13 protein-coding genes and 1 pseudogene are annotated in these 13,748 nt (G+C 60.2%); 3 read left to right on the forward strand and 11 right to left on the reverse strand.

Features of this window, described 5'->3' with window-relative positions:
- A pseudogene (locus tag FHT84_RS31510) lies at window positions 1–123 on the forward strand (ATP-dependent DNA ligase); the annotation flags it as partial.
- 198 nt (window positions 124–321) lie between these two features.
- On the opposite strand, the gene FHT84_RS22675 reads toward FHT84_RS31510, so the two are convergent.
- From FHT84_RS22675 to FHT84_RS22720, 10 genes are all read right to left on the reverse strand, one after another.
- A complete protein-coding gene (locus FHT84_RS22675) occupies window positions 322–747 on the reverse strand; it encodes a phage prohead protein (RefSeq protein ID WP_183764375.1) in 426 nt (141 codons plus the stop codon).
- A 1,203-nt stretch (window positions 748–1,950) separates the two neighbouring features.
- Window positions 1,951–2,796, reverse strand: a complete 846-nt coding sequence (locus FHT84_RS22680; RefSeq protein WP_169646058.1) for a Pnap_2097 family protein — start codon at window positions 2,794–2,796, stop codon at window positions 1,951–1,953.
- 4 nt (window positions 2,797–2,800) lie between these two features.
- Window positions 2,801–4,081 carry an MSMEG_0569 family flavin-dependent oxidoreductase gene (locus FHT84_RS22685; protein ID WP_183764372.1) on the reverse strand — a complete coding sequence of 427 codons (1,281 nt, stop codon included), beginning with the start codon at window positions 4,079–4,081 and terminating at the stop codon, window positions 2,801–2,803.
- A gap of 18 nt (window positions 4,082–4,099) precedes the next feature.
- Window positions 4,100–4,387, reverse strand: coding sequence for an MSMEG_0570 family nitrogen starvation response protein (locus FHT84_RS22690; RefSeq protein ID WP_113250147.1), 288 nt, complete (start codon window positions 4,385–4,387; stop codon window positions 4,100–4,102).
- Entirely contained in the window at window positions 4,380–5,534 is a 1,155-nt protein-coding gene (locus FHT84_RS22695) for an MSMEG_0565 family glycosyltransferase (RefSeq protein ID WP_169646059.1), read from the reverse strand. Before FHT84_RS22695 ends, FHT84_RS22690 begins: the two co-directional genes overlap by 8 nt.
- Window positions 5,531–6,520, reverse strand: a complete 990-nt coding sequence (locus FHT84_RS22700; RefSeq protein ID WP_113250145.1) for a sll0787 family AIR synthase-like protein — start codon at window positions 6,518–6,520, stop codon at window positions 5,531–5,533. Before FHT84_RS22700 ends, FHT84_RS22695 begins: the two co-directional genes overlap by 4 nt.
- 3 nt (window positions 6,521–6,523) lie before the next feature.
- Window positions 6,524–7,066 carry an MSMEG_0567/Sll0786 family nitrogen starvation N-acetyltransferase gene (locus tag FHT84_RS22705; RefSeq protein WP_113250144.1) on the reverse strand — a complete coding sequence of 181 codons (543 nt, stop codon included), beginning with the start codon at window positions 7,064–7,066 and terminating at the stop codon, window positions 6,524–6,526.
- The gene (locus FHT84_RS22710) at window positions 7,063–8,184 is read right to left on the reverse strand and encodes an MSMEG_0568 family radical SAM protein (RefSeq protein WP_183764369.1); all 1,122 of its coding nucleotides are present in this window, start codon (window positions 8,182–8,184) and stop codon (window positions 7,063–7,065) included. Before FHT84_RS22710 ends, FHT84_RS22705 begins: the two co-directional genes overlap by 4 nt.
- The gene (locus tag FHT84_RS22715) at window positions 8,108–9,163 is read right to left on the reverse strand and encodes a Nit6803 family nitrilase (RefSeq protein WP_113250143.1); all 1,056 of its coding nucleotides are present in this window, start codon (window positions 9,161–9,163) and stop codon (window positions 8,108–8,110) included. Before FHT84_RS22715 ends, FHT84_RS22710 begins: the two co-directional genes overlap by 77 nt.
- Before the next feature lie 53 nt (window positions 9,164–9,216).
- Window positions 9,217–9,699 (reverse strand): MSMEG_0572/Sll0783 family nitrogen starvation response protein, encoded by a 483-nt coding sequence (locus FHT84_RS22720; protein ID WP_069610638.1) that lies wholly within the window; start codon window positions 9,697–9,699, stop codon window positions 9,217–9,219.
- Between the two features lie 365 nt (window positions 9,700–10,064).
- Here FHT84_RS22720 and FHT84_RS22725 point away from each other — a divergent pair, with 365 nt between their 5' ends.
- On the forward strand, window positions 10,065–11,468 hold the full coding sequence (locus FHT84_RS22725; protein WP_145646850.1) for a PLP-dependent aminotransferase family protein: 1,404 nt from the start codon (window positions 10,065–10,067) through the stop codon (window positions 11,466–11,468).
- 266 nt (window positions 11,469–11,734) lie between these two features.
- On the opposite strand, the gene FHT84_RS22730 is transcribed toward FHT84_RS22725, so the two are convergent.
- The gene (locus FHT84_RS22730) at window positions 11,735–12,820 is read right to left on the reverse strand and encodes a LysR family transcriptional regulator (RefSeq protein ID WP_113250141.1); all 1,086 of its coding nucleotides are present in this window, start codon (window positions 12,818–12,820) and stop codon (window positions 11,735–11,737) included.
- Between FHT84_RS22730 and FHT84_RS22735 the strand changes: the two genes are divergently transcribed.
- Window positions 12,767–13,615 (forward strand): NmrA family NAD(P)-binding protein, encoded by an 849-nt coding sequence (locus FHT84_RS22735; RefSeq protein ID WP_210260784.1) that lies wholly within the window; start codon window positions 12,767–12,769, stop codon window positions 13,613–13,615. The genes FHT84_RS22730 and FHT84_RS22735 overlap by 54 nt on opposite strands.
- The last annotated feature ends 133 nt before the right edge of the window (window positions 13,616–13,748 follow it).

Below are 13,748 nucleotides of genomic sequence, written 5' to 3' on the forward strand. Positions count from 1 at the left end.
CCAACGCTCATCGCCGAAATCGAATATCGTGCCTGGACGGATGACGGCAAACTGCGCCATGCTTCCTATAAGGGACTCAGAGAACGGCAGGACAACGCCGACGTCTACCGTCTGCCGCAATGAGGCTCAGAACCATCCTCTAAGCGCGATCGGTATGGAGGTGATCGCGTTTCGGACATCGCGTGGTTGATCGCGGGTCGGTGAACACGTCGATCTCCTCCTTGGCCGGCGCGAAATCAGTCCTCTTACTCTGAGAGGGCAAAAGCTCCCTGTCGAACGCGCAACCCGAAACGACGCCGGGCGTGGCCCAGAAACAACATTTCAACCGGTTGGCAATGAATCCAGGATCGGATCAGGTTTAAAAATCTCTGGTCCAAAACAGAGGCGGCCGTCAAAAGGCCGGATGTCCCGTAGATCCATACCGTCGAGCGCAAACGAAACGTGGGGTGTGTAGTCTCGATAAAACCACGTCATCCCCGCCCGGCGAAACTCAGCATGACGGCGTGCAAGCTTAGCGGAACCAAAGGCCAGTACGAGGATGCCTCCAAAGTTCAGGACAGCTCTTCGTTGGCTCGCGCGGATTGTCAAATCGTGCGCGGCGGGAACCAACTGCCGCCCGACGTTCGGGTCGTGGAATTTGCCGATCGTGACATGTAACGCGGTCGCAGGCACGATCTCCTGGAAGCCTTCGGTGATCGCCCATTCAATTAAGTCGTTTCGATTAAGAAGTTCCCTGATGACGAACATGCGCTTCTTTCGCGGGAGTTTCAGGAAGGCAAGATTGTTGGCCTAGCCCGGTTTTCTGCGGTTGAATATCTATTGGATGAAGGATTCGCTCTCACCACCACCCATCCGATCGCGGTTGACACTGATTTCGCGGGCCTTTCCGATCCGCCAAGGTTTTCACAAAGCTGCTGCGTGGCATCGCCGTCTGGTCAAAGGTGCGCGGCTCGCGCCAAATACTGGTTCACGTTACAACCGGCAGTGCCTTCAAAAACGCCGATCGGCTGCTCCGCGCTGGTGGAGGTCGGACTAACATGGAGAGCTTGAACCATTTCGCGCTCTGAACTGTAATTCCTTTTGGACGGAGTTAATTTCCGATCTCGGTACCTTGCCCTCTTCGAAAGACAGGATCCCTGCCTTCTTTCCTGAGCATGCCCTGCGAAAGGCGCGGTCGATGGGTCCATGGACGAACACATAGCGATTAAGATCAACGCAGTTGGGTTGTCCCGTGGCAACAGGATTGCCGTCTGCATCACATCGCACCGTATAGTGAAAAATCGCGGCCGTGGCCGACAATCGGCTCAACGCAGCGCTCTCGCTAAACATTTCCCATAAAAAATAAGAGGGGATGGCTATGACGACGAACACTGTCCCTGGACATGACGTGCGATACGCTGAGGGTTTCCCCTTCATCCGACATTCGGAAGTCCTATATTTTGGCTTCGGGCACTGTTCCCATCGCTGCGTTTTCCCTATTAATCCGGTCTTTGCTCCGTTTCTACACCAACTTCGAGAACGAAATTTGACCTGTGGTCCATAAGCCATCTTACCACACAGGCCATCGCGACATTTATAATGTGTTGATATTTCAATATGTTAGAGAAAATAAGGCGCGGCCGACGGTTCGCATCCCCTCAAGAGCTGGCAAGTCACGTTCTAAATGCTTTCCTGTCTTGAGGCTGCCTGTACAGAAGAAGAAAAAGACCGCGATAGCGAGCGAAGCATTGTCTCAAGAAGCGTTTGAAGCGCACTAATACCGGGAGATCTATGATGGGTGTTCCGCAAGAGGAGCGAAAGCTCATCATTTGGCAAGCGCCCGTGGGAAATCGGCACGAAGCGGAGGCTTCCCGATGTAGTTCGTCCAGCAGATCGACGAGACTGAGAAACGCCAGATGCCGATTGTCGGGCACTGGTGATTTCAATGGGTCCCGACCCTAGTAAATAAACCTAGGCAAACCACGTTGTGACTAAGCCCAGTCTTGACCCGTCCGCTCGATAAAACTCGACAACCCATCTGACATTATCATCCGAACTTCGAACTTTGAGTTCGATTGCCTCTCCGGGATTGATATTGCCGTGAAAAAACACGTCGCGCCGCATCAGTTTGGATGGCGGGAGAGTATCCTCGATCGTTCTCGTGGCAAGTGCCTGAAAATTCGCAAAATAAAGCAGTCCAGCGCCGTTGAATTCCTCCTGAAGACTTGGGCGGATGATCATTGTTCTGGCAAGCCTAAGCTCCGCCAAGGAGATATCGGAGACAACATCTGATTGACCGCGCCGGAACGCTGCTGCCGCTGCAGCAAGGGAATTGGAGAGGCGAGGCTGGGCTAGGCCTGTGGTTACTCCCATCTTGGTCAGTGATCGGTTGTCGCCGCCTTTTTCTCTCGCAACGAAGGCAGACAGGATTTCGACAACAGCAATTATGTCTACACCAATAGACACATGGTGGATGCTAGTGTGCTGTGTGCGAGACACCTGCGACATCGAGGAACGAACGACCAGCACATCGTTGGCTCTGGCCAATTCAAGGCGCGCCTGCATAAGCGATGTCGCACAGATCGCGGCATATGCCTCGCGTCCATCGGATGTGCGGAAGTCGGCGTCTTCCATGTCCATTTGCTGCGCCAGCATCAGCCAGTGGCGGTGGCCGAGCTCTTTCATCAGCCATGTCTCGGACAAGCCAAAAGGATTGAGATGCGGCATGCCGAGGAGGATATGGGGATCAAGCGCGCGCTCCATCAGCGCGCGCTTGGCGGATGTTTTCGTGGAGGTATTGAGAAACGCGACACTCATCTGATCATCGACCCGTCGCAGCTTGTCTGAAGGGCTTTTCGCCGGCGCTCTCAAGGTAGCCCGTCAGGTGGCCGACCACGTGTTCCGCATCCTTGCCGACGGCCAGAAAGCGGCCCGAGCCCCAGGTCCAGAGCCATGGCAGGCCGAGCACATAGACACCGTCTATACCCGTGACACCGCGTCGCTGGACTGGATAGCCGGTGCCATCGAAGATCGGCAGTCCGACATAGGACCAGTCCGGTGTGAAACCTGTAGCCCAGATGACGGATGAGATGCCCTCGGCGGCAAGGTCGAGTTCCGCCGGTTCCGACGCCGGTTCCCAGAGGGGGGAATAGACGCTGGCCGGTGGCGCATCGATGTTATGGGCGGCGATATGCTTGTCGATCAGGGCGTTGATGCCATTATAGACCCGGTCGGCATTGTCGAGATTGGCCTTGAGGTTGGGCGCAAACAGCATCCTGCCACCTGAAACGCCTTCCATGCGGCCATAGAGCTTCATGCCTTCGAGCGCGAATTTCCTGAGGTCGAGATCCCGACCGCCGTCGCGGCCGGTCAGGTAGTGGTTGGTGTCGTGCTTCTTCTTCGTCATTCCGTCATGCTCGACGGTGATCTCGTATTGCCCGACATCGGAGAGCCAGTCGACGACATCCCGGCCGCGGTAGAAGCGCGCGCACCGCGGCGCGTTACCGGTGACCATATGCACCTTGCGGCCGGCGAGATGCAGGTCCTCGGCGATCTGGCAGCCGGACTGGCCGGAACCGACGACGATCACCGCGCCTTCCGGTAGTTGCTGCGGATTGCGATAATCGACAGTGTGAAGCTGCAGGATCTCGTCCGGTAGCCGCTCGGCAGCGCGCGGAATTGCCGCGCGGGCATAAAGGCTGGTCGCCAGCACGACACTGTCCGTGGTGACGGTGCCTGCCGATGTTTCGACCCTGAACGAACCGTCCGACATCCGCTCCACCGAACTGACCGCGGTATGTTCGAAAACCGGTGCATCGACCTTTTTGATGAAACGGTCGACATAGGCGATAATCTGGTCCTTGACCATGAAGCCATGTGGATCGTCGCCGTCATACGGGTGGTCGGGAAGCTGGCATTGCCAGTTCGGCGTCACCAGGCAGAACGCATCCCAGCGCTCGTCCTTCCACTTGTGCGTGACGGTTTTCCTCTCGAAGACGACGTGATCGATGCCGTGTTTCTTCAGATAGTGGCTAGCGGACAGGCCCGCCTGGCCTCCGCCGACGACAACGGCGCTGTAATGCGGCTTGAGGGGCAAAGTCATGACGGTTCCTTTCGGCGGTCAAAGAATGAATTGCTGGCAGCGGACGCGCGCATCGGCGTCGTCAAGAAAGAGCGCGCCGGCCGCCTCGATACGGGCAAGCTGGCCACGGGCAAGCGAACAGGGGTAACCGAACTTTGCCTCGACCCGGTCGCTGGCGATGGTCAGCGCCTTGCGGCTGCGGTCGAGGAAGTCGCGGATCGGATAGGTCTGGCCCTCCTCGAAGAAATCGCGGATCACCAGCGAGGGCGAGTAAAAGCTCTCCTCCCGGCCATCGGGCCAGGCAATGACGAAGCGCATTTCAGGCATGGGCTTTCTCCTTCAATGTCGCATAGGCGGAGAGATGGGCCTCTGCGACGCGCCGCCAGGAAAAGCGGCTGGCGACATCGAGACCTCTCGGGATGATGCGGTTGCGGATTTGCGGGACGAGCGCCAGTGCCATGGCTTCGGCGATGGAGGCCGAATGACGCGGGTCGCACCAGATGACATCGTCGCCGGCGAGATATTCGGTGAACGGCGCGATCGACGAGACAATGACTGGCACGCCGCTCGCCATCGCCTCCAGAACCACAAGCCCGAAACCCTCCTTCAGCGAGGGAAAGACCAGCGCATCCGCGAGACGGTAAAGGTTCGGCATGTCCTCGTCGGCGACCGGGCCAATGAGGTGGACGGCCGAGGCGTGTTCGCGCAGCAGAGCCAGTTCAGAGTGGAATTCGTCCTGGTAACCGCTGTGGTCCAGCAGTGATGCACCGCCGGCGATCACCAGTTGGGCCTCCGGTTGTACGGCGCGCAATTGCCGGAAGGCATCGAGGATTCCGATCGTGTTCTTGCGGGCTTCCACCCCGCCGATACTGAGGAATAAGGGACCTGTGGGAAGTTTGAGACGATCCCTCAACGCCGTCTGCTCACCGCTCCAGCTCGGCGAATAACGTGTGGTATCGACGCCGTTGCCGACGACGGATGCCGATTTTCCCTGTCCCTCCAGATAGTGCTGCCACGTGGCGCTGACGGTGAAGAAGAGGGCGGCCTCATCGATGGAGCGGTGCTGCAGTTCCATCAGCCGCGGATTGGCGAACTGATCGACATGGTGGACGGTTCGCGCATATCGTCGGATGAAGCCACGTTGCTTCAGCACCGCCATCGCATTGCCGGAAATGCCGTCATGGGCGTGGAAGACGTCGAATGCCCGCGCTGCCGGCTTTTCGAAATGCTGCACATAGTCTGCGATCCGCTGTTCTACCATGGCGGTCATGTCGGAGACGGCGGGGCCGACGGGAAACGGCATCGCGCCGCATTCCGCCTTGCGGAAAAAACCGTTTCCTTTGGAATCGGGAGCGTGCAGGACGACGTCATGGCCGAGCGCCGTCAGTGCCTCGGAAAGCTGCATGGCGTGGACAACGCCGCCGCGCGGATTGGTCGAATGGGCCAGCATGGCGATGCGCAGAGGACGGTTCATGCGGCATCCTCCCGCTCGTGTTTTTCGCCGGTGCGTCCAAGGCCCAGGAGCGGCACCCTGGCATGGTCGCGGATGACCGCGCGGTTGCCATCGGCGCTGATGGCGACCTCGCTGCCGGCATTGACCGTGCCGATAGCGGCCGCGGCGATGCCGCGTGCGGTGAAGATTTTGAGGACGGCTTCCAGATTCGCGGGCGCGACCGACAGGAGGTAGCCGTAACTCGGAAATGTCGACAGCCAGCGCTCCAGAGCGACGCCTTCGGGCAGGGGGATGGCCGTCAGATCGATATCGATGCCGACGCCGGAGCACTCCGCCAGCATGATCGCCGTGCCGGGTATGCCGCCCTGGCTGATATCCTTCGCAGCGAAAGCCAGTTCGGCTTCAGCAATCCCGGCCATGATTTCGAGGTCGCCACGCAGCCGCCCAGGCGGCGCGTCGGTTGCTGCCTCCCAGTTGTTGAACGGCTCGCGATAACGGCCGCGATGATCGACGGCGGCGATCAGGGTGTCGCCGGGCTTGGCATCGAAACTCGTCAGCAACTTTTTCGCTCGGCCGAGGATCGCCACAGAAAACTGGTGGCGGTCGGTGCGGATATTCGTATGGCCGCCGACGATCGGCACGCCATAGGTGGCGGCCGCAGCGCGCATCCCTTCCAGCACCGGAGAGGCGTTCTCCTCGCCATTCGCCCAGACCGCATCGACCACGGCAACCGGCCGGCCGCCCATGGCGACGACATCGGAAATATTGACCATCACCCCGCACCAGCCGGCAAACCACGGATCGGCCGCAACGAATTCGTTGATGAAGCCTTCGATGGCGAAGAGCAGGTAGCCGTCGCCATCGGGCAGGGCGGCACAGTCGTCTCCGACGGCGATGGATTGGCCAGCCAACCCCAGCCCGGCGGCGATCCTGCCGATATCGGCTTTTGCGGCAACGCCGGATGAGGCGATTAGTTTGGCGGCGAGTGCCGTGACATCGATCACCATGGGTCACGCTGCCTTTCTCGGAAGCGCGATGAAACCGGCTTCCGGGGTGGGGCAGGGCGGATACCAGGCGAGGTCGGCCTTCATCCGGAGATGCGGTTTGCCGTAAATTTCGAATTCCTCGATCACGTCCCAATGAAGCCGGCGGAAGAGCAGGCCGTTCTGCGCCTGCACATTGGCGAGGAACGTGTGGCAGCCCATCGCATTGGCCGAGGAGACCGCGAGCTTGATGAGGGTCGCGCCGAGCGCGCCAATCTTGCGGAAATCCTCGTGGACGGCGAGGCGCGAACCCCACCACAGCCCCGGTTCTTCCTCGTGGATGCGCACCGTGCCGACCAACCGGTCGGAGGCGACGCCCATCATCGACAGTGCAACGATCGGGATGGCGTGGTCGTCGATCGCGTCGCGGTCGTCAGTGTCGAAAATCTTCTGCTCGTCGCAAAAGACGGAACGACGAAGCGCGTATGCCTGCTGCCGCTCCCATGACGAGGTGGCGAACTTCACCTGGAACTCGGCGGCGCGATAGGGGGCGAAGGGTTCGAGCATCATTTGGTCAGCATCCTTTCGTAGGTCGAAAGGGCTGAACAGGCGCCGCATTTGCCGCAGCCGGCCTTGATGTCGGCGGCCTTCAGGCCGCTGTCGACGAGCATTTTCGAGAGCGGGGACAGGATCGAATGCATGAAGTCCGGCTTCGGCGCCGGATGGCTTTCGAGCGGCGTGCCGGAGATCGGCACGAAGGGCACGACGAAGGGGTAAACACCGATGGCAACGAGCTTCTCGCAGATGTCGAGGATCGCTTCGCGAGTATCGCCGAGACCGGCGAGAATATAGGTCGAGACCTGGCCGCGGCCGAACACCTTCACGGCAGCCTTGAAGCTCTTCATGTAATTTTCCATCGAGACCTGTGCCTTACCCGGCATGATGCGCGCCCGGATTTCCGGTGTGACGACTTCGAGATGCATGCCGAGCGCGTCGACGCCGGCATCTTTCATGATCTGGAACCAGACATCGTCTTCCGGCGGCTCGCATTGTGCCTGGATCGGGATGTCGACGGCTGCCTTGATGGCGCGGGCGCTGTCGGCGAGGATGGACGCGCCGCGATCCGAACCCTTCGGCGTTCCCGTCGTCATCACCATATGCTTGACGCCATCGAGTTCGACCGCCGCCTTCGCCACTTCGGCAAGCTGCTCCGGCGTCTTGTGGGCGATGGTGCGGCCGGCGGCGAGCGACTGGCCGATGGCGCAGAACTGACAGGTCTTGGTGCGGCTTTGATAGCGGATGCAGGTCTGCAGCACCGTGGTTGCCAGCACATCGCGGCCGTGCAGGACGGCGATCTGCGAATAGGGAACGCCATCCGCCGTGCTGCGCTCGTAGAAGCGGGGCCGCAGCGGGAAGGAGACTTCGCCAAGCACGCGGCCATCGCGGCTGATGCGGCTCTTGCCCTCCTCATCCGGCTTTTCGACCAGATAGGGGCTTTCGAAGGCGGGTGCGGTGTGGACCGGAACCATGACGGTCATGCCGTCAATGGTCATCGGCTTGTGGTCAGAAGGGCCGGCGCCGCCACGGCGGCTTTCATGACCCGCCTTCGGATCAACCAGCCTGGCTCCGAAGGACTGCAACTCGTTGATCAGAATCTCGGTCGGAAGACGTGTTGTCGAAGTGTCCATCGGAATTGCTCCTTTCGGTGGAAGCGGGGGCGGTTTCGAAAGATGTCCGGGAGGCGACCATTGGTGCGGTCGCACGTCCGTCGATGACGAGATGCAAGAGTTCGGGTCGGGCGTAGTGACCGACGGAATCCATCATCCGCTTGCGCTTGACGATCAGGCTCATATCGAGGTCGGCGATCACCATGCCTTCACCCTCGGCGAGGGGTGGGGCGAGGTGCTTGCCTTCCGGAGAGACGATCGCCGTCATGCAGCCGCCGCGCAGGGCCTTTTGCAGCCCCTGGTCCGGCGTGATCGAGGTGATCTGCTCATCGGTCAGCCAGCCCGTCGCATTGACGACGAAACAGCCGCTTTCCAGGGCATGATGGCGGATCGTCACTTCTATCTGCTCGGCGAAGATCGGCCCGACCATCGAGCCCGGGAACTGGGCGACGTGGATCTCCTCGTGCTGGGCCATCAGCGCGTAGCGGGCGAGCGGATTATAGTGCTCCCAGCAGGCAAGCGCGCCGATCCGGCCGACATGGCTTTGGACCACCGTGAGGCCCGAAGCATCGCCCTGACCCCAGATCATCCGCTCATGGAAGGTCGGGGTGATCTTGCGGCGCTTGAGGATCAGCGCCCCGTCGGCGTCGAAAACGAGCTGGGTATTGTAAAGAGAGCCATGGTCGCGCTCGTTGACGCCAAGCACGACGACGATGCCGTGATTGCGAGCTGCTGCGGCGATGGATTCCGTCGCGGCGCTCGGCACGGTGACGGCCTCGTCGTAGAGCCGGACATGTTCCTTGCCGGAAAGCACCGGCGGCAGGACAAAGGAGAAATAGGGATACCAAGGCACGAAGGTTTCCGGGAAGACCACCAGTTCGGCACCCTTGCCCGCGGCCTCATGGATTGCTTCCAGAACCCGGGCCAGCGTCTTTTCCCGTGAGGTGAGATCAGGTGCGATCTGCACTGCGGCGGCCCGCACAATTGATTTCTTTTCCATGGCGAACTCCTTTTGGGCGGATGAAAGCGGGGCCCCGCCCCGCCTCCGGTCGGTCAGAGCGTCCAGGTGTCGAGGATGAAGGCGCCGTCGCGGCGGTGGATCAGGATGAGGTCGAGGACATCGAGCGGGCTGATCGGGGTGATGCCGGGGATCAGCGAGCCTTCGCCATGGCCGTAAAGCGCCTGCAGCGCGAAACGGCAGGCATAGACCTTGCCACCTTCTTCCATGAAGCCCTTGATCTGGTTGTTGAAGTTGAGATGGCCCGGAAAAGCTTCCGCTCCGAGTTTGGGGAAGCCACGCTGCACGCCAAGCGTTACGCCGGGACCGTAAAGCAGCACGGACGTCTCAAAGCCTTTGCGCTTGAGGCGCTTGGCCTGGAGAAGGTTGACGAGACCGATCGATCCCTCGAAGGCGACGGTATGGAAGGTGATGAGGGCTTTCTCACCCTCCTTGGCCTGGACATCCTCGAAGACCTTTTCTTCGTAATCGACAAGGAAATCGCCGTCGGCATGGGCGGGTGCGGTAACTGCGGGCATGAATGGCTCCTATGTTGATGTCAGGCCCCGTCGCGGGGTACGCCATTCAATTGCAAAGGCCATGCCAATATGAAGTTTGCCTAAAATGCGTTCAAATTGTCGAAGAAAGCATTCAATTCTCCCGTCATTTACTTGCTCTGCACTTCTCGTTGCCGAAAGCTGCGCCAAAAGGCTGCCGAAAATGGAAGCGACAATGCACATAATGAATACCTCCAATATGCATTCAATTTTGCGAGTGAGTGTTTGCGAGCGGCTGCTAGCGCCTCGAGCCACAAGAAAACGCGGCCGGTATATTATTTTAGGTGACAAGAGGCCGATGCAACAATATACGGTCAATAAAAACAGTTTAACCGGATTGCGGACACATGAAACGATGGGTTCCCGACCTCAGCCGCAGCAGCGGCCCGCGCTACATGGCGATCGCCGATGTCATCGAACTCGACCTGCGCAGCGGTAACCTTGTCGTTGGGGATCGACTGCCACCGCAGCGGGAACTCGCCAAGCAGCTCAACATCGACTTCACGACGGTCGCACGCGGTTATGTAGAAGCGCAAAAGCGCGGGCTGGTGAAGACTCATGTTGGCCGCGGTACGTTCGTGACCGGTGGCCTGGAAAAGGAGCGGCTCGGTTTCTCCTCCGATGCCGTTCCTGATATCCGACGAACGTCGGCGGTCGATTTCTCCATGAACATGCCGCCGGAGCCGGACGACCCGGATCTGCTGGCCCGCATGCGGGAAGGGCTGTCGTCAGTCGCGACAAATCTCGTCTCTCTGCTTCGTTACCAAGGCTTTGGTGGTGCTGGCATGGACAAGGAGGCGGCGGCTGCCTGGCTTAGCCGGCGCGGGCTGGTGCCGTCGCAGGAGCGGATATTCGTCACCCCCGGAGCGCATCCGGCGCTGCTGGCGATCTTCGGCATGCTGGCAAAGCCGGGCGAAACGGTGCTTTCGGAAAACATCACCTATCCCGGCATGCGGTCGATCGCCGCGCAGCTGCGCCTCAACCTCGTCGGCCTGCCGATGGATGAGGACGGCATTATTGCCGCCGCATTTGCCGAGGCCTGCGAGACGCGAAAGCCCAAGGCTCTCTATCTCAATCCGACGCTGCAGAACCCGCTGACGCTAACCATCCCGGAAGGACGCCGCACCGAGATCTGCGCCGTTGCCCGCAAGTATCACGTGCCGATCGTCGAGGACGATGCCTATGGCTTCATCCCGCAGCATAGCCCGCCGCCGCTCGCCGCCATGGCGCCGGATTTGACCTGGCATATCGGCGGGCTCGCCAAATGTATCGGTGCAGGTCTCAGGCTCGCTTACGTGGTCGCGCCAGACTCGAAGGCAGGCTGGCCGTTCGTCGCAGCGATGCGCGCCAATAACGTTATGGCCTCGCCGCTTGCCACCGCGCTTGCCACGCGCTGGATAGAGGACGGAACGGCCGACAGCATCCTGCGCTTCATCAGAGCCGAAGCCGCGGCACGGCAGGCGCTTATCGCGGACGTGCTGCCCGCTGGCAGCTATCGCGGCGACGCGATAAGCTTCAATATCTGGCTGCCGCTCGTTCATGGCTGGACGCGTTCGACATTCGGAAGCCACATGCGTTCCTCCGGCCTAGGTGTCGTCGCGAGCGATGCCTTCACGGTCGATGGACCTGCGCAGGAAGCGGTTCGCGTCTGCCTCGGAGGACCGATCCAACGGGACAAGCTGAAGGCCGCCGTGGAATTCATGGCCCATGCGCTTGAAGGCGCACCCGAAATGTCCGGCTCCTTTTTCTAGAGAATGTGCTAAACGCCCGAATGCCTGATAGATCCTGCGTGACAGCATCACTGCGCCGGTCGGTTGGAAACCGCCTCCCAGACCTTTGGCAATGGTGACGAGATCGGGCACGATATCTTCCTGCTCCAAAGTGAAAATCGTTGGGCGCCGATTGAAACTCATGCCGCGGATCTGTCTGGTGCCCGGAAGCCTCGACCCAATAAGCCGGAGCGTCGAATGCATATTGACAGATGGACGCGAGCGGATTTGCTGTTGCCAAGTGCAAACTACCTGCCGTTCGCCAGCAACGGATCTGCCAGCCAGTCATTCCCGGCAACGTTCGTCTCGCGCAGGTAGTCAACGAAGACGCGTACGGCGGGCGAAACCTCCCGCTTGCTGGGAAACACCAAACTGACCGGCAGCGGCGGGAGCGACCACTCTGGCAACACTCGTTCGAGTGTTCCCTCGAGAATGTCGTTACCACACAAATAGGCGGTCACAGCGGCGATCCCGGCGCCACCCCTCACCAGTGCGCAGATTGTCAACATATCGTTGACCTCAACTCTGGCCGTCGGTGAGATATTCCGGCTCTCATCTCCCCTAACCAGACGCCACGGTCGCGGCTTACTGCTCGCCGTCGGCAAGTCGATGATCTGATGGGAAAGCAAGTCTTGCGGTTCGTTCGGGTGATCGCATCGATCCAGGTAGGATTTTGCCGCACAGATATATTGCGTCAGTGTCCCGAGGCGGGTGGCGACCAGTGCTGAATCGGCAAGCGGTCCCATGCGGATCGCCACGTCCACCTGTTCGGAAACCAGTTCAGCATTGCGGCTGGTGAGGTCGATCGAAACGCTGATCTCCGGATAACGATCAAGAAAGCCAGGCAACTGTCGGCCGAGAACATTTATGCCGAACCCGATTCCGGCGCTGATCGTGAGCCTGCCACGCGGCGTGTCCGCCAAACTGGTTGTGAAGACCGCAACGTCTTCAAGTCCGGCGAGCAGATCCCGAGCGCGCTCGTACAGCGCTTGCCCCGCCTGCGTCAGCGCCACATCGCGTGTCGTCCGCTGGAACAATCGGATTGCCAAATCACGTTCGAGCCGGCTGATCGCCCGGCTGACGCTCGACTTGGGCATACCGAGGGCGCTCCCTGCATCAGAGAAACTGCGCAGACCGGCCACCTTGTTGAAGACGCGCAAGTCATTGAGGTCAATCATCGGGATCCATTGTTCCATTCCGTAGACGATAAGTCCACGGAACGGATCGATCCTTTTGTCGATTCGCATCGTTCCCTGCCAAAGCGAAACAGGAAAACAACCATGACGAACATAACGACACTTGTTGTCGGCGCGTCCGGCAAATTCGCCGGTCATGTCGTGCCCGCTCTAGCCGTCCGCGGGGCGCACATCCGTGGTCTCGTCCGGGACCACAGCCGAGAGAGTTCGGTCCGTGAACATGGAGCAGCAGAAACGGTTGTCGCGGACTTGACCGATCCGAAGAGTGTCGCGAGCGCGCTCGAAGGCATAGAGCGGGTCTTCTACATCGCACCGGCTTTCATCCCCCGCGAGGCCGATATTGGCCGAAATTTCGTGACGGCGGCGGTCCGCGCGGGTGTCCGGCGGATCGTATTTTCCTCGGTCTTCCATCCTGTGATCGCCGGCCTTTCAAACCATTCCGCCAAGGCTTCAGTCGAAGACATGATCCTCGAATACGGGATCGAATACAGTTTCCTGCACCCCGCGCTTTACTTTCAGAACTTCGAGGCGATGTGGAAGAAGGTGGCTGTGACCGACGTACTGGCTGAGCCCTGGTCCTGTGACACACGCTTCAGCAGAGTCGATTACCGTGACGTCGCCGAAGTCGCGGCCATCGCCCTCACTGAAGACCGCCTGCTCTACGGCACGTATGAGCTCGCGTCCGACGGCTGGCTTAACCGCCACGATGTTGCCCGCCTCATGGGCGAAGCGCTTGGCCGATCGGTTCGGGCAGAGCGGATCGATCCGAACTCGCTTGGCGACGACATTGCACCCTTGAGGCCGATGTTCGCGCATTACGACCGCACCGGCTTGCGCGCCAACGCTCTGACGCTGCGAGCGATCCTCGGCCACGAACCGCGCCAGCTCGCCGAGTACTTCAATGAACTCGCGGCCACCGAGACGAAGCGATAAGAGCCAGACGAACGTTCGTCGTGACAAGGGTAGCTGACGGCACAGGCGCCTACTCGAACGGTTTATCGCGAGTGGCGAAAATGTGCTCGCCACCGACACCGACGAGGAGGCGCTAGGTAAACTGGCGGACGTA

This window comes from Rhizobium sp. BK289 (genome assembly GCF_014193575.1).
Lineage (GTDB): Bacteria > Pseudomonadota > Alphaproteobacteria > Rhizobiales > Rhizobiaceae > Rhizobium > Rhizobium tropici_C.

Excerpts from the sequence above, each read along its gene's own strand:
- FHT84_RS22675 (WP_183764375.1), bottom strand. The coding sequence starts at position 747 with ATGTTCGTCATCAGGGAACTTCTTAATCGAAACGACTTAATTGAATGG.
- FHT84_RS22680 (WP_169646058.1), bottom strand. The coding sequence starts at position 2,796 with ATGAGTGTCGCGTTTCTCAATACCTCCACGAAAACATCCGCCAAGCGC.
- FHT84_RS22685 (WP_183764372.1), bottom strand. The coding sequence starts at position 4,081 with ATGACTTTGCCCCTCAAGCCGCATTACAGCGCCGTTGTCGTCGGCGGA.
- FHT84_RS22690 (WP_113250147.1), bottom strand. The coding sequence starts at position 4,387 with ATGCCTGAAATGCGCTTCGTCATTGCCTGGCCCGATGGCCGGGAGGAG.
- FHT84_RS22695 (WP_169646059.1), bottom strand. The coding sequence starts at position 5,534 with ATGAACCGTCCTCTGCGCATCGCCATGCTGGCCCATTCGACCAATCCG.
- FHT84_RS22700 (WP_113250145.1), bottom strand. The coding sequence starts at position 6,520 with ATGGTGATCGATGTCACGGCACTCGCCGCCAAACTAATCGCCTCATCC.
- FHT84_RS22705 (WP_113250144.1), bottom strand. The coding sequence starts at position 7,066 with ATGATGCTCGAACCCTTCGCCCCCTATCGCGCCGCCGAGTTCCAGGTG.
- FHT84_RS22710 (WP_183764369.1), bottom strand. The coding sequence starts at position 8,184 with ATGGACACTTCGACAACACGTCTTCCGACCGAGATTCTGATCAACGAG.
- FHT84_RS22715 (WP_113250143.1), bottom strand. The coding sequence starts at position 9,163 with ATGGAAAAGAAATCAATTGTGCGGGCCGCCGCAGTGCAGATCGCACCT.
- FHT84_RS22720 (WP_069610638.1), bottom strand. The coding sequence starts at position 9,699 with ATGCCCGCAGTTACCGCACCCGCCCATGCCGACGGCGATTTCCTTGTC.
- FHT84_RS22725 (WP_145646850.1), top strand. The coding sequence starts at position 10,065 with ATGAAACGATGGGTTCCCGACCTCAGCCGCAGCAGCGGCCCGCGCTAC.
- FHT84_RS22735 (WP_210260784.1), top strand. The coding sequence starts at position 12,767 with ATGACGAACATAACGACACTTGTTGTCGGCGCGTCCGGCAAATTCGCC.
- FHT84_RS22730 (WP_113250141.1), bottom strand. The coding sequence starts at position 12,820 with ATGACCGGCGAATTTGCCGGACGCGCCGACAACAAGTGTCGTTATGTT.